Source organism: Dyella mobilis (assembly GCF_016904945.1).
In the GTDB taxonomy this organism is placed as follows: Bacteria; Pseudomonadota; Gammaproteobacteria; order Xanthomonadales; family Rhodanobacteraceae; genus Dyella_B; species Dyella_B mobilis.
Map to the genome: position 1 here is coordinate 198686 of NZ_JADIKF010000036.1, position 21147 is coordinate 219832.

Genomic DNA, 21147 nt, shown 5'->3' on the forward strand with positions numbered 1-21147 from the left:
GGCGCTGCCCCCAAGCACCGTCTAACTACCGTGGAGCCCGTGTTTTGGGGCCTCCCCTCGGTCAGGCCTATGTGCTTTATCACCGGGCAGGGAGGTCGCTTCCCTACGCACCGCAGGTTGCTCGCATGGATTGATCACGTGCTTCAGCCGGTGCGCGGTCGACAGCACGGCCACCCGATGACGGACCGTTGCCAAGGTCCACGAACCCAGCTTGGCCTTGAGGCCGGCATCGACCAATGCATGGTCGACGGCCGGCGGCAATTCCCACGCCAATTCACCCTCGGCTGCGCGCCGCACCACGTGATCCACCACGAACTGCAGCACCGTGGCCTCGGCCACCGTCAGCGCCAACTCAATGCCGTAGCGCGCTGCGTGTCAGCCGGCCCAGTAGCGCAGGGCGCTGGAATAGCTGCGAGTGGTGTTGGCGGCAGCCGCTTCGGCCAGCAGTTTGCGCACCGCGTCGGCGGCCTGCTGGGCTTGCTGGATGGGCAGTGCCAGGCTGAAAGCCGGTTGGGCGAGGACGGGAATAGTGGAATTTTCTTTCATATTATGTAGTTTATATTATGAAATAGGGTGCCTAGCCACGATAGTCATCACTTATCGCGAGTACGCCAAAGTAAGGGTAGGGCACCGATCGAGGAGACGCTGGAAATGCGCAAAGGCATCACCCAAGAGCAGGTTAGCGCCGCCGCGGATGCACTCGTTGCTGCCGGTGATAAACCGACGGTCGAGAAGATTCGCCAGGCCTTGGGCACCGGCTCGCCCAATACTGTGACGCGCATGCTGGATGCTTGGCGTGGCACGTTGGCGCAGCGTCTGCAGGAAGTGATCAAGCTGCCGGAGGTGCCGCCGGAAGCAGGGCAGGCGTTTGCCGAGGTGTGGCGCCTGGCCATCGCACATGCTGACGTCCTCGCCCAGGCAGCTCTTACCGAAGAGCGGAATACCCTCTTTGCTTCGCAATCCGACCTGGCCCAGGAACGCAAGGTGTGGGAGATTGCGCTGGCCGAGGCACAAGCCAACGTGACCGAGCATGCCGCTCAGCGGGTACAGGCCGAGACGCAACTCCGCGAACGCCAAGTGCTGGTGGATCAAATGGAAGCGCAACGAGTCGACCTGGTGCAACAACGGGATCGTTTACAGGCGCAGATCGACCAGCAACAGCTGGAACTCCATACCTTACGAAGCGAGCGGGCGACCGCGCTTGACCAGGTGCGTAGCCTGGAAGATCGAGCACATCAGCAGATCGATCACACCCGTCAGGAGGTCAAGGGGCTGCAACAACTACTGGAGCGATCGCAGCGCGAGCACATCAAGGCTGTGGCGCAACTCAACACTCAGCAGGATTCGTTACGGGCGGCCTTACGTACAGCCGAGCAGGCGGCCGCACATCAGGCTGGCCGGGTGGCGGCATTGGAAGTCACACTCAGTCAATGGCGTAGCCAGGTATCACCGTCTAAACGGCAATCGCTCAAAGCGACGCCAGTGGACAAAAGCAAGCCGCGAAATCGAGCAAAAAAGACCCCACCATAGTTACGTGGACCCAGCTGGGCCGGCATTTCCATTTTGCGTCAAGGGGAAGAAAGGAAAATGGATAAGAGGCAAAGCATCCTGGAGGTAGCCACCCTTTGGGGCATGAGTGGACTATTCGCGTTACCGTTCGTTTACTGCTTACGTGGCGCACTTCGCGGTGAAATAGAAATAGGTCGCCTATCACGTAGCCCCGACCTTGAGGGCTATCTTCACGGGCCGAGAGCCTGGCTGCTCACCGCGTGTGCGTTCGCTTTTTCAGCGTCCTTGTTATTGATAACGATAGTGGGCACTTGGAGACTCCTATCGCTACTCTTGAACAAAAACATCGAACCCACTAAGACGCAGAGCGGGTTGATCGCTTGTTCATTGGGGATCATCGCCTTGTCCAGCCTTATTGCAGTAACGGACATGTATCTCATCGGGAGCTAGCGACCTTATCGAAGTCGCCCTCGACGATGTGGGTATGGTTGTTCCCTGTGGCCTGCAAATTCCCGACAAGCCGATATCCAGGGGATGTGCGTATCCTTGGGCACATTGACTACACGTGTAGTTACGAGTTAGCGTGACTACACGTGTAGTCACGGAGCGTGAGATGTCGACAATATGCAGGGCGTGGGCGGCTGTCATCCTTGGCATGGTCTCCATGCATGCGGCTTCAGGGGCCACAGCTTGTTCGGCTACCGGCTCGACTTTCCAGGCGGAAAGCATCAGCTACCACCGTCAATTTGTTCCATTGGCAGATGGAGTCCGGCTGGAAGTGCTCGATTGGGGCGGAACCGGGCGGCCACTGGTGCTCTTGCCGGGACTTGGCAATACGGCGCACGTATTCGATTCGATTGCTCCGGAACTTGCGCACCATTTTCACGTTTATGGCATCACTGGCCGCGGTTTCGGAGCATCGTCCGTGCCCAAGAGCGGCTATGGCGCGAACCGGTTGGCTGATGACGTCATGGCCGTCGTCAAAGCACTCGACATTCATCGCCCCATCCTCGCCGGTCATTCCATCGCCGGTGAGGAATTAAGCGCGATAGGGACCCATTATCAAGACAAAATTGCCGGATTGATCTACCTCGATGCCGCGCACGAATACGCGATCTACGATCAGGAACGCGGAGCCTATCTTCCTGACTTGAGTCATCTGGCCACGCAGATATCGCGCATGCATGATGACCCGACAGACAAGTCGCAGATGACTCAGCTGTTGAACGAAGTCTCCGCGCTGCAGCGAAGTCTTGGAAGCGAGCTTGCGGCGATAGCCACGGATGACGCAAGTACAGCCGGGGCTGCGCCTTCTGAACCTACGCCCAAAGATCTGGCCAGTTTCCCCGCGTTTCGTTGTTTCGTCTCTGCGCAACTCGGAGGAGCGATTCCGGAAGATGAGATACGTCAGACGTTTGCGACAAGCGCCTCCGGTGGCGTCGGAGAACAGAAAGCACCGGCGTTCGTTTACAACGGCATCCTTGAAGGCGAGGAGCGCTTCCACGCACCCTACGTGCCCATACTCTCCATCGTCCCCGTCCCACGTGCGTCAGATATTCCGGTCGGCAGTGATGCGGCGAAGCGCCAGGCAGCGGATGCGATGCACACTCGAATGCAGGAGCAAGAGATCGCTACGCTTCAGCGTCAACAACCATCAGCAAAGATCGTGCGGATACCGCACGGCCATCACTTTGTGTTCCTGTCCAATCCGAGGGATGGCAGGGAAACGTCCAAAATCCGGCAGTTTGCCCCGTAACTATTTAATACTAAAGGTTAATTTTACGGGATTGGCGAAGGCTTTGATGGTTCCAGTCTATGTCGTTACTGACTATTCGCAGATGCCATTTTTACGCCCCCTACCGCATGCGACTTCATAGTTCCCATAGCGGCTCGGTCCTTGATCAGTTGGACTGGGGGCGCGCACCCAGGGAAGCATCGCGCGCAAGCGTGCGATCGGCGCCTGCATCAGGAGTTGGACATTGCTGGTCCGGTAGTAGAAGTTCGGTGCCCAGGTCGCGCCGACACGGGAAGCGACCTGCTGCTTGGGGATCCGCCGAAAGAAATCGATGTTGCCAGCGGCCGGGTCACGCTCGACCTCGTCCAGGTTCGGATTCATCCGGAACCGGTCGTAGTAACCCCCTTCAAGTACGGGGACCGAGTGGGAACCAAAGTGGATCTGGGTGAACCGCAAAGCGCCGGCCATGCAAGGGCAAGCGCGTGATGGCCGAACGCTGGCGAGAGAAGCGTATTTTGTGGAATTCGCGCGGGACATTCAGACAGTGGCGAACATGCCGGTGATGGTCACCGGCGGCATTCGACGTCGACAGGTGGCCGAGCAAGTCATCCAAAGTGGCGTGGACATGGTCGGCATTGGCACCGCGTTGGCGATCGATCCCTATTTGCCGGCCGATTGGCGCATGGGCATCGACAACACACCGGAATTGCTACCCATCACCTGGAAGAACAAGCCACTGGCATCCTTGGCCAACATGGCGGCGGTGCGCTTCCAGATGCGAAAGCTCAGTCACGGAAAAACACCGAACCCAAAGGTATCGCCGTTGCGCGCGTTGATCGAGCAGCAAGCCGCCATGGTGTGGCGCACGCAGCAGTATCGAAAGTGGACCATGCGACGTTCCGAAGACCCGAGTGGGAAGCGATCCTTGTCGGCTCCTACCGCCATTTGGTAGCAAATGCCAAAAATATAAATGGTTGATTTTGATAAATATTTCGACAAGCAAAAACAAAAGGGCCGCCCATTTAGGCGGCCCTTTTGTTTTCTATGCGCAAGGAAGTTGAGCCTCAGCGATTGGCCTTATGTGTAATCCCTGAGTGGAGCGATGCTGGCGACTTTGTTGGGCTGGTCGATCATCAATTCTTTCAGGGTGGCCTTCGGCATCCAGGACCAGAGCTTGCGACTGAACCAGAGCCTGAGACGGCTTCGCGGGACGAACCATTCCACAGATCCCTGTCCCATTTTCTGGGCCTGGGCGACGAAGGGACGCAGGGTCGCCTCGTAGTTCGCAAAGGCCGTGGCGTAGTCGTCGCCCGCTTTCTTCAGCTCACCAGCAAGCGTATAGGCACCCGTGATGGCGATGCTGGTACCCATGCCGGCCAGTGGCGAGGCGCAGCAGGCAGCGTCACCGAGTAAGACGATGCGCCCATCTGACCAGCGGTCCATGCGGATCTGGCTGAGGGAGTCGAAGTAAAGATCGGACGCTTGATCGAGGTGCGCGAGCAACCGCGGTGCCTCCCATTTCACATCGGAAAAGATGTCGCGAAGCAACTGCTTCTGTGCGGCGGGATCGCGACGAAGCGGGTCACTGTCGGTACGGTCGAGGTAACTCGAAGCAAAATAGAAGGACGCCTTGGCACTGCCGTCGTTCTTGCTGCCGAAGTAACCGACGCGCTTGCCAAGCTGCGTGTAGTAGCGGCCTTGGTCGTGAAGACCAAGGTAGTCGGGCACCGTGAAGATGGCCAGGTAGTAGCCCATCTCGTGGAGAATCTCCGCCTCGTTGCGAAAGGCCAGCGCGCGGGTATTGGAGTGAAGACCATCGGCGCCGACCACGAGATCGAAGCGGCCACGTTTGCCGCTGGTAAAGGTGACATCGACACCCTCGGATGTTTGCGTCAGGGCGCTGATGGAATCGCCGAAGACGTAGGCAACGTCTTCGCGCGTTGCGTCATAGAGCAGCTTGACGAGATCGCCGCGGAGAATCTCGATATCGCCGCTGGTGAAGCCGTCGGGCAACTGGGCAAGTGTGTCCCCGCGCTCGTCCACCATCGCGATGGCACCCGTCCGTGTTTCGCACTGTTTCACGGCGGCGGTCAGGCCCATGCAATCCAGCACGTGCGTGGCGGTGCCACGAAAGTCGACCGCATAGCCGCCAGGGCGGATGGTCGGCGCGCGCTCGACGACGGTGACGTCGAAACCGTAGCGATGCAACCAGAAAGCCAACGCCGGCCCCGCCACACTGGCGCCCGAGATGAGGATTCGCTTGGGCATGGAATTAGCCATTCAATCCTGCCTGATCTTGCGCTGGCATGTCGCGGTAAGTTGCGGCATCACGCACTCTCGCACGAGGTTTTTTCGATACGACGGACGTGATCCAGACCGCCATCAGGGCAAGGAGCGGCAAGGCGATCAGACTGCCTTCCGGTCCGGCAGACCCGCCGCTGAGCCACGTCGGCCCTACCGAGTAGGTCGTCAGCAAGTGCCCCTCCATGACGTTGCCACTGTCGGCGGCGCCGAACAGGAAGGATTCACTCCAGTCCCAGGCTGCGTGGAATCCCCACGCCCACCACAGAGAGCCGGTGCGCCATACGGACAGGCACATCACCAAACTGAACGCGATCACTTGCAGAATGCCCGCAACGTTCTCGCCATGGTTGCCCAGATGGGCGATGCCGAATGCCAAAGACATGGTGATGGCCGCGAAGCGTGGGCCACCCCGTTTGGCCAGGAGAAAAAACAGGTAGCCGCGGAATACTGTTTCCTCGGTCAATGCCACCAGGGCGAAGCCAAGAACCCATGCAGCGCCTGATGCCAGTAGGGACCCATTGCCGCCGTCGTAATGAATTCGGGCGCCATGCGTGACCACGAGCGCGCCCATGAGAAGTGCCATCAGTACGCAGCCGGCCAGCACACCATGACCGAACAGCCCGGCACGACCCGGCCCCCTCCAGCCATAATCGAGCCACGACCTGTGCTCGATCCTGCCCATGGCCACGGTGGCTATCAGCACCGAGAAAACGAGCGCTGATTCGGTAAAAATCAGACGGCCTGGCGTCATCGCCAATCGCATGGGCAGTGGATGGTGAAGCATGAAGGCCACGTGCCCGATCACCGCTAGCACGGCCGCGGTGACTACCATGAACAGCAGTACCGACCAGCTGGTGTACAAGCCGTCGGAGTCTCGAAAAATCGCCCTGAGGCGGGAGCGCGCGGCGGTAGTTGGGATAGCCATGCTGCCAGTGTGCAGGTTCTGCGCGTGACGCCGACAGTGATGGTCGCAAGCGAAGTGAGCTGACATTTGTCATGCCCCAGCCTGCGATCAACGTGGAGCGAATGGCTCGATGGAGCTGGTGGCCGTCTTGATCTGGCTGGCTGAGCCACAAAGTGCGCATTGGGCCTGGCGATTAGCTGTCGGAGGGTGGTGCGATGCTTACGCCCGCCAAGCGAGCGATCTTATTTGTGCTTGTACGTTCGCGGACCTCTTTCACCAGAATGTGAGCGGTAGCGCCGAGGAGTGCTCTGAGCGCGCGACGCGCTTGCTCTCGATTCGAATATTTCCTCGATGTAGTGCGCGATTTCGAAAGCCATCGATGCCTCTATCGAATGCGAGTACACAAAGCGAGTCATGACTCGTATTATTTTTTGATGGCACCAATGTGCAAGCGTTCGCCACCACTGCTACCCACGGGCAACATGCGGGATGGATATGTTGGATACCAAGACATTGCAGCGTCTTTTCAAGTACAAGCTTTGTGCGAATGAAGAAATACTGGCGGCTATAGAGAAGCTGGATAGTCTCTCTCCGGCGCGAGAAGTTGCCATCAGAACGCTCAGCCACGCCTATGTCGTCGATCAAATCTTTGCGGCGAACATGGAGCGTCGCCCGCATGCGTATGCATCGTCTAATGACGATCTGGCGCCGAGCCTGGAAGAATTGTTCAGAGATACGAAGGCGAGTGATCAATGGTATGTCGATTACGTATCGGCACTTGACCGCCGGCAACTAGAGGAGGTTATCGATTTTACGTTTACAGATGGTGCGCCTGGCCGGATGTCACGTGAAGAAATGCTCATGCACGTGAGCCTCCATGGCGCTTATCACCGGGGACAGGTGAGTTGGATGTTGGCGCTCAACGCCGTGGATCCGCCGGTGGATGGGCTGACGAGTTATCTGCACAAAGCCGAGGCCTCAAGCCGCCGCCGGCCCGAAGTCACTACGGAGCTTTTCTCGCTCGATCTGGCCAAGCACGATGTAGCCGAAACCGTATCGAGCAATCGCGTTCTGAACGACGGAGCGGCAGAAGCCCCGACATGTCTCGCAGAAATGACGGAGCGCGTGAAAATCGCAGTGGGCAACGATGCCGGACTCGGAAAGACCTTGAAGTTCGACCTGCGTGGCGAAGGCTTCATTCTCATCGATGGAAGCTCGGTCACGAATGAAGATAAGCCCGCGGACCTCACGTTGAGTGCCACCATCGATGACCTGCGCGCTATCGGCCAGGGGCGCTTGGCACCTATGGCCGCTGTCATGACGGGGCGGCTCGGCCTGTCCAGCATGAGCGTCGCAATGGGTCTTCGAAGCAAGATGCAAGAACTGTTCGTCAAAATGCGATAGCACGCCTCGCATATCGAGGAACACGTGAACCCATTTGTTTTTTCGTAACTCAGGAGCGATCAGAATGACCGTACAAGACAGTCACATCGATCAGGGGGCCGTGAGTCTCCAAGATCACTGCATTTATCTGGCAGGGGGTGGACGCATGCGTTCCTATCCAAGGACTGTCGAATTTCTCAGGAACACGAGGCAAGATCCCTCGTTGGTGGGAGGTCGCATGCTCACGCTCTTTCATGCGAGTTGTTCTGAGGATGTGCACTACCCTACGTGGGAGATGCATCCTCATGGTGATGAACTCCTGATCCTTCTATCGGGCTCTCTTTCCGTCGAGTTCCGTGACAGCGGCCGGGTGGAGGCAAGCCTGTTGCAGCCACAAGCCGCATTTATCGTCCCATCCGGTGATTGGCATCGACTGATTGTCCACGAGTCGTCGACGCTTATTGCAATCACACTGGGTCACCAGACCGTTCACGAAGCTGATTGATGGTCAGTGGTTAGACCCGAACGAAGGGGTTGGTGTCATTCGCCAGCTTGGTGCTCAACATCCATTGTTGCAACCGTTCGGCGCCGTCTGCTTCATCGAGATCACGGGTCCCCCGCAATCCTCTGGGACTGCTTTTTGCAAGCGTTCGCCCGATGGCATTCACCGGAGTCGAGGGCGTACTGAGAGCACGATATCAATATCGACTAGCCTGTGTTGTCGAGGGCGGAGTGGGAGGCGGCGTGAGGGTGCGATAAGAGATGCATAGCGTCTGGACCCCGTGCGAGTCCATGCCTTCAGGCTAAGACGGACTGTGATTGAGGCAGAAAAGATCAACGTAGGCGTGGCAGACACGACCAAGCACCCCGTCGCCTCAACGAGGCTTCTCGTCCAAGGCGACGTGCTGCACTTTCCCACGATCAAGCGATATCGAAGAGGGCTTGCCCCACGTAGCCACCTTCTTTCGCACCTGGCGGGCAGGCAAACACCCCACCACCAATGTGAGTGACAAACTGATTCAACATGTCGAACTTGGACATATTGTCGAATATCTTGATGAAGCCCGTGCGTGGGTCGCTCTGGTAACACAGGAAAAGTAAACCTGCGTCGAACTCCATCGCCTGGCGCCATGGTGGCCAGCGTTCGGCCGTAAAGCTCAGGCCGTTATCGTAGGAATAGGATCGACGCAGTATTTGGGCCCCATCGTTAACGGTGGGAGCACCCAAGCGCACGTGCGAGTTGTCGGGAATGATGGGGTTGCCATCGGCATCGTTGGCGTCGAGATCCAAAGCATCTTTTTCGTGCTTGCCACCCAGCGGCGCACCGGTGTTCTTGTGACGCCCCATGACTTGTTCCTGGAAGCCGAGCTTCATGCGGTCCCAGTGCTCGAGCGCAATGCGGATGGGGCGCGCAACCAGGTAACTGCCGTGATTCATCCAGCCTGCGTCGTCACCAGCCCAAACATAGCGATCCAGTGTCGCCGAGCTGTTGATCGGCGGGTTCATCGTGCCGTCCTTGAAGCCCATCAGATTGCGCGGCGTGCCCTTGTCCTTCTGTGCGGCCAGGAAGCCCGGCTGCGCCCAGCGCATTTTCGCGGCGTCGTAGGCGAGCCGAGCGAGTTGGCGCACAGCGTGGAATGCCACCTGAGGATCGTTCGAACAAGCCTGGATACACAAATCACCACCGGTGCGCTCAGGCACCAGTTGGTCACCGTTGAACCGTGGGAGGTCTACCAATGCTTCGGGACGATGTTTGTTGAGGCCGTAACGATCTTTTCCATCCGAGGTCGCGAACAGGCCCGGACCGAAGCCGAACGTGACCGTGAGGCGGCTTGGGGTGAGACCCACCGCTTCGCCGGAATCAACCGGAGGATTGGCCACGTCATCGGTCAATGGCGCTACCGTTTGCCCTTGCGTGAGCCGAGCAGACACCTCTGTCCAACGACGCAACAGAGCGATCACATCGTCACGCTTGTCGGTCACCAGATCGAATGCCGCGAAATAGACGAACCCTTGTTGAGGAGTGGCGATGCCCGCTTGGTGGCTCCCCCAGAAGGGAATGATGTCCGCCTCGGAACTTGCCGTTCCCGATGTCTTCGCCAAAACGTGCGGCGCCGCCGCGGTAGACGTGGCGGCGATGGTGACCGCCGTGGCAGTGGAAGTCAGGAAGCGGCGTCGGCTTAAACGATCGGGATCGTTGGTGTCGTTCATTTACCACCCCGCATCAGGGTATTCATGTCGTCTTCGACATAGTAGAAACCTTGGCCATCCGGCATGAGTGCAATGCCAAACAAATCACCGTTACCGGGCGGTGATTGGGCCTGATCGGAATCGATCCACTGGCTATAGATCTGCTTGCCGGCGACGGGGTCGACTTCCACCAACTGCCCATCTTTGCCGTTGCATACCAAGAGGTGTCCGGCTGGGGTATAGACCATTGCTAACGGCCAGCTCAGGAGGCCGCCTTGCGTCACGACCTTGCCCGTGCCCGCACTGTCGGTGCGCGACAAGGCATTGGGAATGGCTGTGATGACATTGTCCAACCCATCGGTCACGTACAGCGTGTTATCCGAACCCAGCGCCAAACCGGTAGGACCCAACAAGAAGTTGTCGCGGTCTGCGCGCGCCGAAAAGCCGTTGCCAATCACGGTCTGATCGATCAAGACGGGCGGTTTGCCATCAGGAATTTGAATGTTGAGGCGTAGCACGGTGGCCTTGTGCAGAACCACCGGAAAACCCGTGGCCTTGTCGATCACATCCGGGCTGGGTAGGCCAAACCCCGCCATGCTGATGAATAGCGTGGCGGTCGAGCCGTTGTCGACCACGGCCATGTCGCCCCACGGGTCATTGATGGTCGGTCCCGACCAGGCAGCAACCATCTTGCCACTGGGATCGAGCACGATGAGGCAACCGTCGCCCTTGGTGGCGGTCGTACCGTCGGTGCTTGGGGTGCTACCCACGATGACCCAACCGGTCTTGAGCATGGTCATCGCTGTGGTGAGACCTACGCCGCCTGGACACTGCGGCAATTTCTGCGGCAGCTTGGCAAATAACGTGGTCTTCTTGGTCGATGGGCGGTAGTCGATGATGGTCGTGCCGGTACCCTGGAGGTTAGATAGGTTGTTGAAATTGTCGACCAGCACATCGCCGGCTTGGATGGTTCCAGCCGCGACCGGTGCGATCACCACTGCATAGGGATTGAGATCGCCGTTATCGGCCACGGACGAGGTCAGCAGTACGTGCCGATGGATCGTTTCCAACATGCCCTTGGGTTCGCCCGCGATGGCGTTCGCGGAAAAGATCAATACGGTTGCCGCCCATGCGGCGACCGTGCGCGACAGACTCATGCGACGAAGAACGGAAGTAGTCATCCTGGAAACCTCAGAACAGAATGTTGGTGCGCAAACCGACGACCAGCTCGTTGCCGATCCGATGGGTGGGATTGCTTGGGTTAACGACGCCACCGCCGGGGTTGAAGACGTACTGCAGGTCTGGCTGGAGCTGCCACCAAGGACGCATCTGATACTGATAGGTCAGCTCCACATAAGTCTCCGAGCTGCGAATCAAGTTGAAACTGTTCGGATCGACCGCCTCGGCATAATGCGCGGCATCGGCGTCGTATCCGGAGAGGGAGCTCGATACCCGTACGTAGCCCATACCTACACCAAAGGTGTCGTCAGGACGATTTCGGAAAGGCTCGTGTTCGACCACGCCGGCATTCATGCTGTACTTGATGAAATTGCGGTCGCTTTGGGGCGTCCCCATGGCGCGGGCGAAGGCATTCCAGGTGTGGTTGGGATCATCATGGCTCCGCCACAGCATCTGATCGGCGACTGCATATATCGAGAAATTGCCCTTGTGCTGCAGTGGAGCGCCATTGCTCAGCGGGCTGGCAAGCGGCATGCCGTTTACGTCATAGCGTTGGTCGGCAAAGCTTTCCGTGTCATACCACGCGCCCAAGCGATAGGTTCGCGCCAGCGGCGCCGATTCGCCGGGATACACCATGCTGCCCAACGCCGGGTAGGCATATTGGATCTCGGCCATGATCAATCGTCCGCCACCCAGCGGAAAGCTGGTACCGGAAGGATCGGTTTGTTGAGGGTCGCCCTGGTTATTGCTCGTGGGGCTGCCATTGAATACGCCGACGAGAATGTTGACCGGGTCGATGGGACGGTAGCGAAAGCGCACGCCAAGTGCGGACAACGGATAGGCGGGGCCGCCACCGGGCATGTTGTAGGAGGGGAGTGCGGGCCAGCCAAACATCGTGTTCACGAAGTAGGACGCGTTCTGGCTGACGATGAATTCCTGGTCAACGCTTTGTTGGCCAACCTTGATGTCGAGGCGATCTTCCTCGAGGAATTTTTGGTCGTACCACATTTCCCACAGACGCGTCGCCCGATCAGCCTCGATACCGCTTGCGGTTTGGATCGTGTCCAAATTATCTGCGCTCAGATTCTGACCGTGGATCTGCAGTGCGCTGATGTTGAACAGGCCGCCGTACCATCCAAACCCGCGATGGGTGTCCAGCTGCATCACCATCTGGGTCAAACCGTCGTACTGTGCGCCGCGACGCGTACCGCCGGTGACATTGCCAAGCACCTCGCTGGTTTCCTGGACGGCGAGCGAGATGCCGTATTTGCTTAGCCAGGTGCGCAGGCCGAACATGTCGCCGAGCATGAAATTGCTGCGCTTGAGGTTTTCCAGAAAGCTGGCGAAGTCTGCCGGTTGACCGTTGGCACCTTGTGTCGCGCTAATCGGCGCCGAGATCGGTGGCGGTCCGGCTAGCGCCGACGCGCTAGCCAGCAGCGTAATGGTGACTGCCGCGGCCACCATTCTGGCTTTGTACGCTCGCGCCCACGTGTCGGCCTTTCGGGCCGAGCTTCCCCGGATCACCATTGCACTGCCCCTTCTGGAAGTTGATGGCTTACCCGGAACAGGGCGGCTAACAGCTCGAAAGATTAGCGCGAATAATTCTCATTAACAACATTCGGCGGGCGCCGGTCAAATTGGGGGAACGACGCTCGACGGTCAGTCCGCAGCCATGCTGGCTAAGGCGCTGCCGGCGTGACATACGCTGCCGCAGGGCAAAGAGTTGACTGACAAATGAGAATCATTACCATATCCGTTGCCTAGTGGCGCAAGGTGCGCCCGCCAAACAGTCCTCCCCTACAGGGTCAACGGAAATGCCTCCCTCCTTCTCCAGAAGTGCGCTTCTGGTTGCGATCACGTTTGCGCTTGTCGCCCCCGCTTTTGCCACCGACCAAGCGCCCCAGACGGCGCCCGCGTCTTCCAGCGGCACGAACAAAGCTGACGCGAAGAACACCACTACCCTCAGCGCGGTCAAGGTCGTTTATTCCACGACCAAGACCGCTACGCTGGCGGTGAATATTCCGCAGTCGGTGAGCGTCATCACGCCGGATCGCATGGCACTGTATGGCATGCAGGGTTTGGACGAGGCTGTGCGTTACACCGCCGGTGTCGTCGGTGGTGCCTACGGTGCTGATCCACGCAGCGACTGGATGCTGGTGCGTGGCTACGATCCTGCGAAGTTCCTCGACGGCCTGCCACTACCCGATGGCTCGTGGACGGCCGATTCGCGCATCGAGCCATACGGCTTGGAGCGCATCGAACTGGACAAGGGACCTTCGTCGGCCATGTACGGCCAGCAGCCTCCGGGTGGCATGATCGACATGATCAGCAAGCGCCCGAGCCTGGATGCTCCGCACGAAATCGTCGCCACGGTAGGCAGCTTCGGCCAGAAGCAATTGGCTGCCGACACTGGTGGCGAATTTGGCGAAGAGGGGCACTGGCTGTGGCGTGTAGTGGCGCTGGCGCGCAAGGGTGATTCCAATATCAAGCACTCGACGGATGACCGCTATTACTTCGCCCCCAGCCTCACGTGGCAGCCAGACGAGGACACCTCGCTCACGTTGCTGCCGCGCTACCAGCGCGCCGTCTCCGACGGTGTGGGCGGCTTTCTACCGGAAATCGGTACGCTGCTTCCGAATCCTTACGGCCAGATCCCGAGCAACGTCAATCCCGGCGAGCCGGGGTACGACCACTACCTAAAAACCGACGAATCGTTTGGCTACGCCTTCAACCACCGCTTTAACGACGTGTGGTCGTTCCGTCAGGATCTTCGCCTGCAGAACGACAAGGTGGATCATCGCGGCATCTTCGCTTTGGATCTGGAGCCCGACTTCTACACCCTCGATCGCTACAACTATCCACTGGTGGATCACAACAACGTGTTCGCCGTCGATAACCAACTGGCGGCGAAATTCGATCAGGGAAGCGTGCAGCAGGATGTGCTGATGGGCGTGGATTACCAGCACAACCATGAAGACTACAAGTCGGGCTTTTGCTCGGCCCCGTCCATCAACATCTTCGATCCGGTCTATGGCCAAGCTTTAGCCCCGTGTCCGTACACGTACCACACCGACAGCACTCTCGAGCAGTTGGGTGCCTATGTGCAGGACCAGATCACCCTTGGCAAGTGGGGCATCACCGCCAGCGGTCGCGAAGACTGGGTGACCAACCACGTCGACGACCTCATCGGCGATACGCAACAGCGGCAGGACAACGATGCCTTCTCAGGTCGGCTCGGCGTCAACTACACCACGGACATCGGACTGGTGCCGTATGTCGCATATTCGCACTCGTTCAAGACTACGGTAGGTACCACGTTCGACGGCAGCGCTTACAAGCCCATCACTGGCGACCAATACGAAGCCGGGTTGAAATACCAGACGCCCGACGGTCATACGCTCATCACGGGCGCCGTGTACCAGCTCACGGAGCAGAATGCGCTCACCGTGGATCCCGACCATCTCTTCTTTGAGTTGCAGCAGGGCCAGGTGCGTACGCGCGGCGCTGAGCTGGAAGCAAACGTGGCGGTCACTGACCACCTAAATCTGACGGCGTCCTATGCCTATACCGATGCCAGGGTGACACGCGCCAACGATGCCTCACTGGGCAAGCAGGTGCCGTTGGTACCCAAGCAGCAGGCCTCGTTATCGGCCGACTATGATATGCACGAAGGGATGCTGGCCGGTTTCGGCTTCGGTGGCGGCGTGCGCTTCATCGGCGAGCATTACGGCGATACTTTCAACCAGTTCCGCACCGGCGGCTATACACTGTTTGATGCCCACGCACATTACGACATACAAAACTGGCGCTTCCAGATCACGGCGGCTAACCTGTTCAATCGCGGCTATATCTCGGCTTGCCAGAGCGCCGCATGGTGCTATTACGGCTATCCGCGCGAAATCACGGTTTCCGCTCGCTATCGCTGGTGAGGCGTTTGCGCAGAAGTTCGCGCTTTCCGCCGCAGTCGCCTAGTCGGCAGCGCTCGAACAAGAACGCCGCCTGCTGCACGTGAGGGGCCGACATGGGATACATCAAACAGCCGCATACACTGTGGTGGCGCAGGGCACTTTTTCAGGTACATCTCTGGCTAGGCATCGTCATTGGCCTCTATGTCATTGCCATTTGCCTCAGCGGCAGCGTATTGGTGTTCGAGCAAAACCTGCTCAATGACAGGCCGCCGCTTTCAGAGTCATCCGTCCGTGGACCTGCCACGTGGGGCCAGTTGGCCAACGTAGCGTTGCGGGCGAACCCGGGTGGCAGGCTTGCCAACATCGACATGCGCTCGGCCGAGCGGCGTGTAGTACCCATCGGCGTCACCTTTAATGGGAATACGGTCGTCGTCTACGTCGATTCCTTTACCAAAGGCATCGTGAAGCAAGTAGTCCTTGAGAAGGAGCACTGGTTCGTAGAGTCCATGTTGGCGCTTCACACCAACCTGGTTCTTGGCGCGGGTGGGGCAGTGGCTGTCGGCATAGGGGGTGTGCTGCTGTTCGTGATGGCGGTCATCGGCCTCATACTGTGGTGGCCGGGGATTCGCAGTTGGAGACGAGCCTTGTGGATCAGTTGGCGCAGCCGTTGGAAAGTCATTGCCTTCGATTTGCATAGGACTTTCGGGTTCTGGTGCTTTGTCCTCGTGGCAATGTGGGGAATTACGGGCGCATATTTCATTTTCCCGAAGCCCGTTCACCATGCGATACGCTCGCTGTCGCCCATGCCGAGCCTTGAGCAACGCCCCTCGGACTGGCATCAGGGCGATGCAATCCTTCCCTTAGATGATTTCATCGGCCTAGCGCAGCGCATGTATCCGCTGGACAAACTTGCATATGTATTCATGGATGTTGATCGACCCCATGGAGAGGTACAGGTTTACATGTCGCCGCGACCGTCGGTGCCCATGGAACAGCTCGAAGATGAAGTCGTGTTTCAGCCAGCCACTGGTGCAATGCTGATGAACACCTCAAGCGTGCACTGGACCGCGGGCGAGCGGCTTTCGCTTGCTCTTTATTCAGTGCATTTTGGCGACTTCGGCGGTTGGTGGCTGCAGATCATATGGGCATTGCTTGGCCTGGTGCCTATTGTCCTGGTAATCACGGGATATGCGATGTGGTGGAACCGCACGCTCAAGAAGAAGTGGGACAAACTAACGAAGCGCGGGCAATAGCCACTATCACGCCGCCAATAACCTTCTATCCCACCGTGCAGAAGCAGTTGCTTCGCGACATCTTTTTCGATGTGAAATGGAAGGTGCCGCGCGACGACGACCACTGGCTCCGCGACCCGCTAACGAATGGAAGTCGTCTACCTCGCCCCCTACTTACCCGCGTCTGCTTGGGGTCGGAAGCGGGCCTTAACCGCAACCAACTGGTTGGCGTTCATTGCGCATCCGCGTTGCTGACGTGAGCACGGAGTAAATGCTCTGCGGCCCCCTCCAACATGCGCGCAATTTCGATGGAACGCGGCAGCATCAAGTCCTCATAGCAGGAAACGGCCTCGCTGATCGTGTTGGACGTGGATAGCGCGCATGCAAGGTCACTTGCATCCAACATGGCTAGATTCACACCGACACCCAAGGGTGGCATGAGGTGTGCTGCATCGCCCAACAACGTTGCGGTCGGCACGTGCTCCCACTTGTGAGGAACCGGCAGCACAAATAACGGGCGGCTGACATAGGGGCCATCGTTGTCGGTAATCAGCCGCTTCATCCGCGGTGACCAATCCCGAAACTCATCCAGAAGGTATGCACGAATCGCGTTTGTATCCGTGATAAAAAGACCCGCATCTTCCATCCAATTTAGCGGCAGGCGTCGCACGACATAGGCACGCATACGACTCGCGCTGCTACGTTGTGCAACCAAGCATCGTTCGCCGTCCGCCGCGAAAGCCGTGCCTTGGCCGATGAGCGCAGCCAACTCCCCATGACGCTGATCGATGTCGTGAAACCACGCTTCCAAGAACGTGACTCCGCTGTAGTACGGAACGACTTCGGACACTGCCGATCGCACTTTAGAAAACGCACCATCGGCACCGATGACCAAATCCACTTCGGCACTGGAACCATCTTCAAAACGAAGCCATCGAGGACCGTAGGATGGACCCTCGATGTACGCAAGCGATTTACCCCATTGAACGGTTTCCGGACGCAATGAGGCCAGGAGGAGATCGCGCAACTGACCACGATCAATCTCTGGCTTGAATAGGTTCCCTTCCTCGGGCAACTCGTCATCAAGGACGTGGCCCAAGGAATTAAGTTTGCGCATCTGCTGACCCTCAGGCCGCGCCAAGCGAAAGAACTCCTCTAGCAGCCCGGCCTCTCGCAAAGCAATCTGACCGTTATCTTCATGCAGATCCAGGCTGCCGCCCTGATCTCTGATCTCCGCGGTCAAGTCTCGCTCGTAAACGGTCGCATTTAGACCCCGCCGCTGCAAAATCCGAGCGCAAGTCAGACCACCCGGTCCTCCCCCAATAATGGCGATGCGGGCCTTCGCTAAGGCTGGCGTGGTCATGGGCGGGCTCTAGAGGGTTATGGGGCGGCAATAAAATCATATTGACTACATAAGTGAAATAATTACACTTATTGTATGCTTACTAGATTGAGTTAGCTTTGAGATGACGACCGAAAACCTTGGCCGCCGAGAGCGCAAGAAGGCCGCGACCCGGCAAGCGATCGCCGACGCGGCGTTGACCTTATTTCTTGAGCGCGGCTACGACGCCGTGAGCATCAAAGACGTGGCTGATGCCGCAGACGTCTCGGTGACAACGGTGTTCAAACATTTTTCGGGCAAAGAAGCGCTGGTCTTTGATTTGGATCAGGAGATGGAAACTGGATTTGTCGAAGCCGTTCAAACCCGTCCATCGGACCAAAGCGTTGTGGACGCCCTGCACGACCACATTCTTGCGCTATGGCGAGCGTTTGAAGGTCACAGTCAGCGAAATCAGTTCGTTGCGTTGATCGATTCAACACCGGTGCTGCGCGCGTATGCTGATCGCATGTGGACTCGCCACACCAAAACACTGGGCACTGCGTTGGCAAAGGAGCTGGGACAGGATGCAAATGACCCGACTTGCCGCGCAGCCGCGCGCTTGATCCTAGACATCCCTGCTCTGACGCGAGATGGCGCCGATTCGGAAGCGGCGATCCGTGCGGTGTTTTCACTACTTCGCGATGGATGGAGTGACGGCAACCGACGCTTCAATTAACGTCAAGGTGTAACCTGTGGTACTCCGACGCGTCGATATGAAGGTGGATCCATGAAATGCAGTGAATGTTATGCAAGATGCGGATTCCGGTTTGAGTGAACACCAGTTCCGGCGACCACTGAACACCTCGCTGGTGCTGACGATGGGGGCGTGGGTCGCTTATGGCTATATTCTGGAAAGGTCCGCTTCCGACCCAGAGCGGACACTTCAATAGCGTTGGTGGCCATTACATCTCTGAGGGGGAGAAAGATGCCTAAGGTCATAGGATTGCTTCTTCTTTTGGCTCCAAGTTTGGCGTTCTCACAAAGCAATCTACTGCAATCACTGACAGATAAGTGATTGCAGTTTGCCGCTCGAATGTCCGCTATCGGCCCAAACGGGGCATGTCAGGGTTAGCAGGATGAGCGCGATAAAAGGGAGGTTTGATGTTCGCTGCAGTTCTAGTCGGTGTAGTTTTGATGGTTTTACCGTCTCGATAACCGCACGGGCTTCCTCGGACGGGTAGTAATCGATGCGCGGATAGGCGTCATCGAAATGCCGGTGGTAGTGGCCAATCGGGACGATCCTGATACGCACTTCCTTCTGGACGGCCTTCTACGCGTCGAGGCCCTGAAAGACCGAGGCGAGACGGAAATCGAGTGTCTTGTCTCAACGGATGACGAAGCGTTCACCTACAACAAACGCGTCAATCGTCTCGCCGCCAACCCCGGCAAGATCATTCAGAGGACATCGTGCATTCAGTCTGATCGGCAACCTGACCTGTCCACCGCGCCCCGAATAGTCCGGAATAGATTCCCATGCATAAGGGATCGCCGATGTTTGTGCGATTATATTGGTCGTAGTCGACCGCTATTCTGTCGCCATGAATGCCCGGTCCCCAATCGCCAACCTGTAGGTAATAGGACGTGCTCCTGCGATCTTCCACGTATTTCTGCGTAACCTGACTTGGATAGGTTTGCGGTGAGTGGTAGTCCAATAGGCGATTGAACAGCGCAGCCGTTGAGCCGCCATAGATCAGGCACAGGACGCCCAACGCCAACATTTCACCGAGCTTCGGCCTGTCAGCAACGGCCATGCGCGTTGCAGCAACATAAAATGCGAGCCATAGCAAAATGCCCACTATTGCGGCGGGCAACAGGATGTCGCCAGGGTGCAAAAGATCTGCCAGCACATTTGCCCCGACCCCAAGAAAAAGGAGGGCGGCCACCAACGGTACGAGCACGGGATCTTTGCGCTTCGGTCTCAGGAACGTCATCCGCCCGCTGCGAAAACTCCCAACTACATAGCACCATGGAATAAGAGCAACGCCGGTAAATAGCGCAGCTTGGCCGTTAAAGCATACGGCGACCAGCGCGATCAATAATAAAGCCGAGATGATCCAAACCGTCGAGGACTTGCTTGCTTCTTGGGTATCCATCGCTCCCCCGGGCGCTGTGTCCATATTTTTGCGATAGAGGAGGACGCCACTTTCCACGACGTCCCTGCCGTTCTCGCGAAGAGGGCTCATTCTATCCGTTGGATAGCTATCTTGGTCAAACTGGAGGTGCGGGCGTCATTCCAACTATCCAGTTGCGGATTCCGGTCTGACTGAACACCAATTCTGGTGGCCGTTGAACACCCCGCTGATGCTGACCATGGGCGTCAGGATCGCTTACGGCTATATTCTGGAAAGGTCCGCTATCGACCCGAAGCGGACATGTCCACCGAAACAATTGGGCAACTTGCAGGAGGTTCGTCGATGTCAAGGGAACTCACGAAACCGGAAGCCAAGGCGTATGCCAGTTCCTACATCTTGCTGAGTCTTTTGCAGCGAATGGACCAGAAGGAACCTGGGCTGATCGATGAGCTTCTGGCGGGAGCCAAAGGTGACTTTGCGGCATCGCAGGCGAACGCCGATTTGCCTCCCGCCGTTCCGCAAATATTTGAGGAAACGATTGCCTTCCTGGAGCGCGCTGCCGCCTACAAGCTAAACGAGAAAGCGCAGCCCGACGGCGAGTCGCCGTGATCGAGCAACAATGTCCGCTTTCGACCCAAAGCAGACATAGAAAAATGAGATGGCAGTAAGTGACTTTGGCGATCGAGCTAAGGAGTCAACGACATGTTTCATCGCATTAGCGGCTGTCTGTTTATTATCCTTGGTCTAAGCGTGGGTGCATTTGGTCTGAACGATTGGCTGAAAACCGATGCCTTGGTCCATACGTACGAACTTCTTTTTCGGGCGAGCACATTGCAATCAGGAGTGTTTAAACCCGAGCAGTGGTCGAGTCATTGGCGTTTTATCAATCTCATACTGATGGTTTTTGGTTGCTTGATTGCATATTCCGGCGTACTCGTATTGCTGAAAAAGTCGCTCGGATATCTGCTTTTGTCCTGTTCGCTGATTGGCATGGGCATCGTCCCGATCATTCTCCGTGTCATTGGCTATTCTCGATACAAATGGGACGGTGGAGGTCTTTGGGGCGAATTACCTTACTTTGCAGTGGGGCTTGCGGCCCTTTTGGCATACATGATGGTGAAACGGAAAAGCAGATCCGCGATTGGTCAGCGCGCTATCTAATAGCGGTGACATATTGAAGGTCTGCTTTCGACCCACGGCGGACGTTTCAAAACGGGGCAGGGGCACTTTCTCAAGCGACAGCGTACTCACCCTTGCGGATAGCCGGACGGATCGGCAGCGTGAGGTCGCCGGCGATGAGCTGCAGTTCGCCGTCCTGGATCAGGCATTGCAGGCGCATGCTGCGCTCGC

The 21147-nt window shown here is 57.8% G+C and carries 18 protein-coding genes and 1 pseudogene; 10 read left to right on the top strand and 9 right to left on the bottom strand.

Features of this window, described 5'->3' with window-relative positions:
* Positions 1–42: 42 nt before the first annotated feature.
* A pseudogene (locus ISS99_RS05845) lies at positions 43–546 on the bottom strand (integrase); the annotation flags it as partial.
* A 105-nt stretch (positions 547–651) separates the two neighbouring features.
* Here ISS99_RS05845 and ISS99_RS05850 point away from each other — a divergent pair.
* Together ISS99_RS05850 and ISS99_RS05855 are read left to right on the top strand one after the other, a co-directional pair.
* Positions 652–1530: a DNA-binding protein gene (locus ISS99_RS05850; RefSeq protein ID WP_204630652.1), complete on the top strand. Its 879-nt coding sequence runs from the start codon at positions 652–654 to the stop codon at positions 1528–1530.
* Positions 1531–2122: 592 nt separating this feature from the next.
* A complete protein-coding gene (locus ISS99_RS05855; RefSeq protein WP_204630653.1) occupies positions 2123–3265 on the top strand; it encodes an alpha/beta fold hydrolase in 1143 nt (380 codons plus the stop codon).
* A 72-nt stretch (positions 3266–3337) separates the two neighbouring features.
* Here the strand turns inward: ISS99_RS05855 and ISS99_RS05860 are convergent, their stop codons facing one another.
* Positions 3338–3625, bottom strand: a complete 288-nt coding sequence (locus tag ISS99_RS05860; protein WP_204630654.1) for a hypothetical protein — start codon at positions 3623–3625, stop codon at positions 3338–3340.
* A gap of 136 nt (positions 3626–3761) precedes the next feature.
* Here ISS99_RS05860 and ISS99_RS05865 point away from each other — a divergent pair, with 136 nt between their 5' ends.
* Positions 3762–4196, top strand: coding sequence for a HisA/HisF-related TIM barrel protein (locus ISS99_RS05865; protein WP_284343821.1), 435 nt, complete (start codon positions 3762–3764; stop codon positions 4194–4196).
* Positions 4197–4321: 125 nt separating this feature from the next.
* Here ISS99_RS05865 and ISS99_RS05870 read toward each other — a convergent pair whose 3' ends face one another.
* Together ISS99_RS05870 and ISS99_RS05875 are read right to left on the bottom strand one after the other, a co-directional pair.
* Positions 4322–5512 (bottom strand): FAD-dependent monooxygenase, encoded by a 1191-nt coding sequence (locus tag ISS99_RS05870; RefSeq protein ID WP_204630655.1) that lies wholly within the window; start codon positions 5510–5512, stop codon positions 4322–4324.
* Between the two features lie 4 nt (positions 5513–5516).
* A complete protein-coding gene (locus tag ISS99_RS05875) occupies positions 5517–6473 on the bottom strand; it encodes a CPBP family intramembrane glutamic endopeptidase (RefSeq protein ID WP_204630656.1) in 957 nt (318 codons plus the stop codon).
* Between the two features lie 474 nt (positions 6474–6947).
* Here ISS99_RS05875 and ISS99_RS05880 point away from each other — a divergent pair, with 474 nt between their 5' ends.
* Both ISS99_RS05880 and ISS99_RS05885 read left to right on the top strand, forming a co-directional pair.
* On the top strand, positions 6948–7856 hold the full coding sequence (locus tag ISS99_RS05880) for a DinB family protein (protein WP_204630657.1): 909 nt from the start codon (positions 6948–6950) through the stop codon (positions 7854–7856).
* 217 nt (positions 7857–8073) lie between these two features.
* Complete coding sequence (locus tag ISS99_RS05885; RefSeq protein WP_204630658.1) at positions 8074–8340, top strand: cupin domain-containing protein; 267 nt, start codon at positions 8074–8076, stop codon at positions 8338–8340.
* Between the two features lie 416 nt (positions 8341–8756).
* Here the strand turns inward: ISS99_RS05885 and efeB are convergent, their stop codons facing one another.
* From efeB to ISS99_RS05900, 3 genes are read right to left on the bottom strand one after another with little or no spacing between them, the layout of a single operon-like run.
* A complete protein-coding gene (gene efeB, locus ISS99_RS05890) occupies positions 8757–10046 on the bottom strand; it encodes an iron uptake transporter deferrochelatase/peroxidase subunit (RefSeq protein WP_204630659.1) in 1290 nt (429 codons plus the stop codon).
* Positions 10043–11206 carry a YncE family protein gene (locus tag ISS99_RS05895; RefSeq protein WP_204630660.1) on the bottom strand — a complete coding sequence of 388 codons (1164 nt, stop codon included), beginning with the start codon at positions 11204–11206 and terminating at the stop codon, positions 10043–10045. The genes efeB and ISS99_RS05895 overlap by 4 nt, the downstream gene beginning before the upstream one ends.
* A 10-nt stretch (positions 11207–11216) precedes the next feature.
* Positions 11217–12668, bottom strand: a complete 1452-nt coding sequence (locus ISS99_RS05900; protein ID WP_204630661.1) for a carbohydrate porin — start codon at positions 12666–12668, stop codon at positions 11217–11219.
* Positions 12669–13018: 350 nt separating this feature from the next.
* On the opposite strand from ISS99_RS05900, the gene ISS99_RS05905 reads away from it, so the two are divergent.
* Positions 13019–15133 carry a TonB-dependent siderophore receptor gene (locus tag ISS99_RS05905; RefSeq protein WP_204630662.1) on the top strand — a complete coding sequence of 705 codons (2115 nt, stop codon included), beginning with the start codon at positions 13019–13021 and terminating at the stop codon, positions 15131–15133.
* 92 nt (positions 15134–15225) lie between these two features.
* Positions 15226–16365: a PepSY-associated TM helix domain-containing protein gene (locus ISS99_RS05910; RefSeq protein WP_204630663.1), complete on the top strand. Its 1140-nt coding sequence runs from the start codon at positions 15226–15228 to the stop codon at positions 16363–16365.
* Positions 16366–16576: 211 nt separating this feature from the next.
* Here the strand turns inward: ISS99_RS05910 and ISS99_RS05915 are convergent, their stop codons facing one another.
* Entirely contained in the window at positions 16577–17707 is a 1131-nt protein-coding gene (locus tag ISS99_RS05915) for an FAD-dependent oxidoreductase (RefSeq protein WP_204630664.1), read from the bottom strand.
* Positions 17708–17810: 103 nt separating this feature from the next.
* Here ISS99_RS05915 and ISS99_RS05920 point away from each other — a divergent pair, with 103 nt between their 5' ends.
* Entirely contained in the window at positions 17811–18401 is a 591-nt protein-coding gene (locus ISS99_RS05920; protein WP_204630665.1) for a TetR/AcrR family transcriptional regulator, read from the top strand.
* A 715-nt stretch (positions 18402–19116) separates the two neighbouring features.
* On the opposite strand, the gene ISS99_RS05925 is transcribed toward ISS99_RS05920, so the two are convergent.
* Entirely contained in the window at positions 19117–19818 is a 702-nt protein-coding gene (locus tag ISS99_RS05925) for a hypothetical protein (RefSeq protein ID WP_204630666.1), read from the bottom strand.
* Positions 19819–20097: 279 nt separating this feature from the next.
* On the opposite strand from ISS99_RS05925, the gene ISS99_RS05930 reads away from it, so the two are divergent.
* Both ISS99_RS05930 and ISS99_RS05935 read left to right on the top strand, forming a co-directional pair.
* Positions 20098–20406, top strand: coding sequence for a hypothetical protein (locus ISS99_RS05930; RefSeq protein WP_204630667.1), 309 nt, complete (start codon positions 20098–20100; stop codon positions 20404–20406).
* A gap of 93 nt (positions 20407–20499) precedes the next feature.
* On the top strand, positions 20500–20958 hold the full coding sequence (locus ISS99_RS05935; protein ID WP_204630668.1) for a hypothetical protein: 459 nt from the start codon (positions 20500–20502) through the stop codon (positions 20956–20958).
* Positions 20959–21147 lie beyond the last annotated feature (189 nt).

Excerpts from the sequence above, each read along its gene's own strand:
- ISS99_RS05935 (WP_204630668.1), top strand. The coding sequence starts at position 20,500 with ATGTTTCATCGCATTAGCGGCTGTCTGTTTATTATCCTTGGTCTAAGC.
- efeB (WP_204630659.1), bottom strand. The coding sequence starts at position 10,046 with ATGAACGACACCAACGATCCCGATCGTTTAAGCCGACGCCGCTTCCTG.
- ISS99_RS05925 (WP_204630666.1), bottom strand. The coding sequence starts at position 19,818 with ATGGATACCCAAGAAGCAAGCAAGTCCTCGACGGTTTGGATCATCTCG.
- ISS99_RS05855 (WP_204630653.1), top strand. The coding sequence starts at position 2,123 with ATGTCGACAATATGCAGGGCGTGGGCGGCTGTCATCCTTGGCATGGTC.
- ISS99_RS05910 (WP_204630663.1), top strand. The coding sequence starts at position 15,226 with ATGGGATACATCAAACAGCCGCATACACTGTGGTGGCGCAGGGCACTT.
- ISS99_RS05900 (WP_204630661.1), bottom strand. The coding sequence starts at position 12,668 with ATGGTGGCCGCGGCAGTCACCATTACGCTGCTGGCTAGCGCGTCGGCG.
- ISS99_RS05880 (WP_204630657.1), top strand. The coding sequence starts at position 6,948 with ATGTTGGATACCAAGACATTGCAGCGTCTTTTCAAGTACAAGCTTTGT.
- ISS99_RS05895 (WP_204630660.1), bottom strand. The coding sequence starts at position 11,206 with ATGACTACTTCCGTTCTTCGTCGCATGAGTCTGTCGCGCACGGTCGCC.
- ISS99_RS05930 (WP_204630667.1), top strand. The coding sequence starts at position 20,098 with ATGTCCACCGAAACAATTGGGCAACTTGCAGGAGGTTCGTCGATGTCA.
- ISS99_RS05860 (WP_204630654.1), bottom strand. The coding sequence starts at position 3,625 with ATGAATCCGAACCTGGACGAGGTCGAGCGTGACCCGGCCGCTGGCAAC.
- ISS99_RS05875 (WP_204630656.1), bottom strand. The coding sequence starts at position 6,473 with ATGGCTATCCCAACTACCGCCGCGCGCTCCCGCCTCAGGGCGATTTTT.
- ISS99_RS05885 (WP_204630658.1), top strand. The coding sequence starts at position 8,074 with ATGCTCACGCTCTTTCATGCGAGTTGTTCTGAGGATGTGCACTACCCT.
- ISS99_RS05870 (WP_204630655.1), bottom strand. The coding sequence starts at position 5,512 with ATGCCCAAGCGAATCCTCATCTCGGGCGCCAGTGTGGCGGGGCCGGCG.
- ISS99_RS05920 (WP_204630665.1), top strand. The coding sequence starts at position 17,811 with ATGACGACCGAAAACCTTGGCCGCCGAGAGCGCAAGAAGGCCGCGACC.
- ISS99_RS05915 (WP_204630664.1), bottom strand. The coding sequence starts at position 17,707 with ATGACCACGCCAGCCTTAGCGAAGGCCCGCATCGCCATTATTGGGGGA.
- ISS99_RS05905 (WP_204630662.1), top strand. The coding sequence starts at position 13,019 with ATGCCTCCCTCCTTCTCCAGAAGTGCGCTTCTGGTTGCGATCACGTTT.
- ISS99_RS05850 (WP_204630652.1), top strand. The coding sequence starts at position 652 with ATGCGCAAAGGCATCACCCAAGAGCAGGTTAGCGCCGCCGCGGATGCA.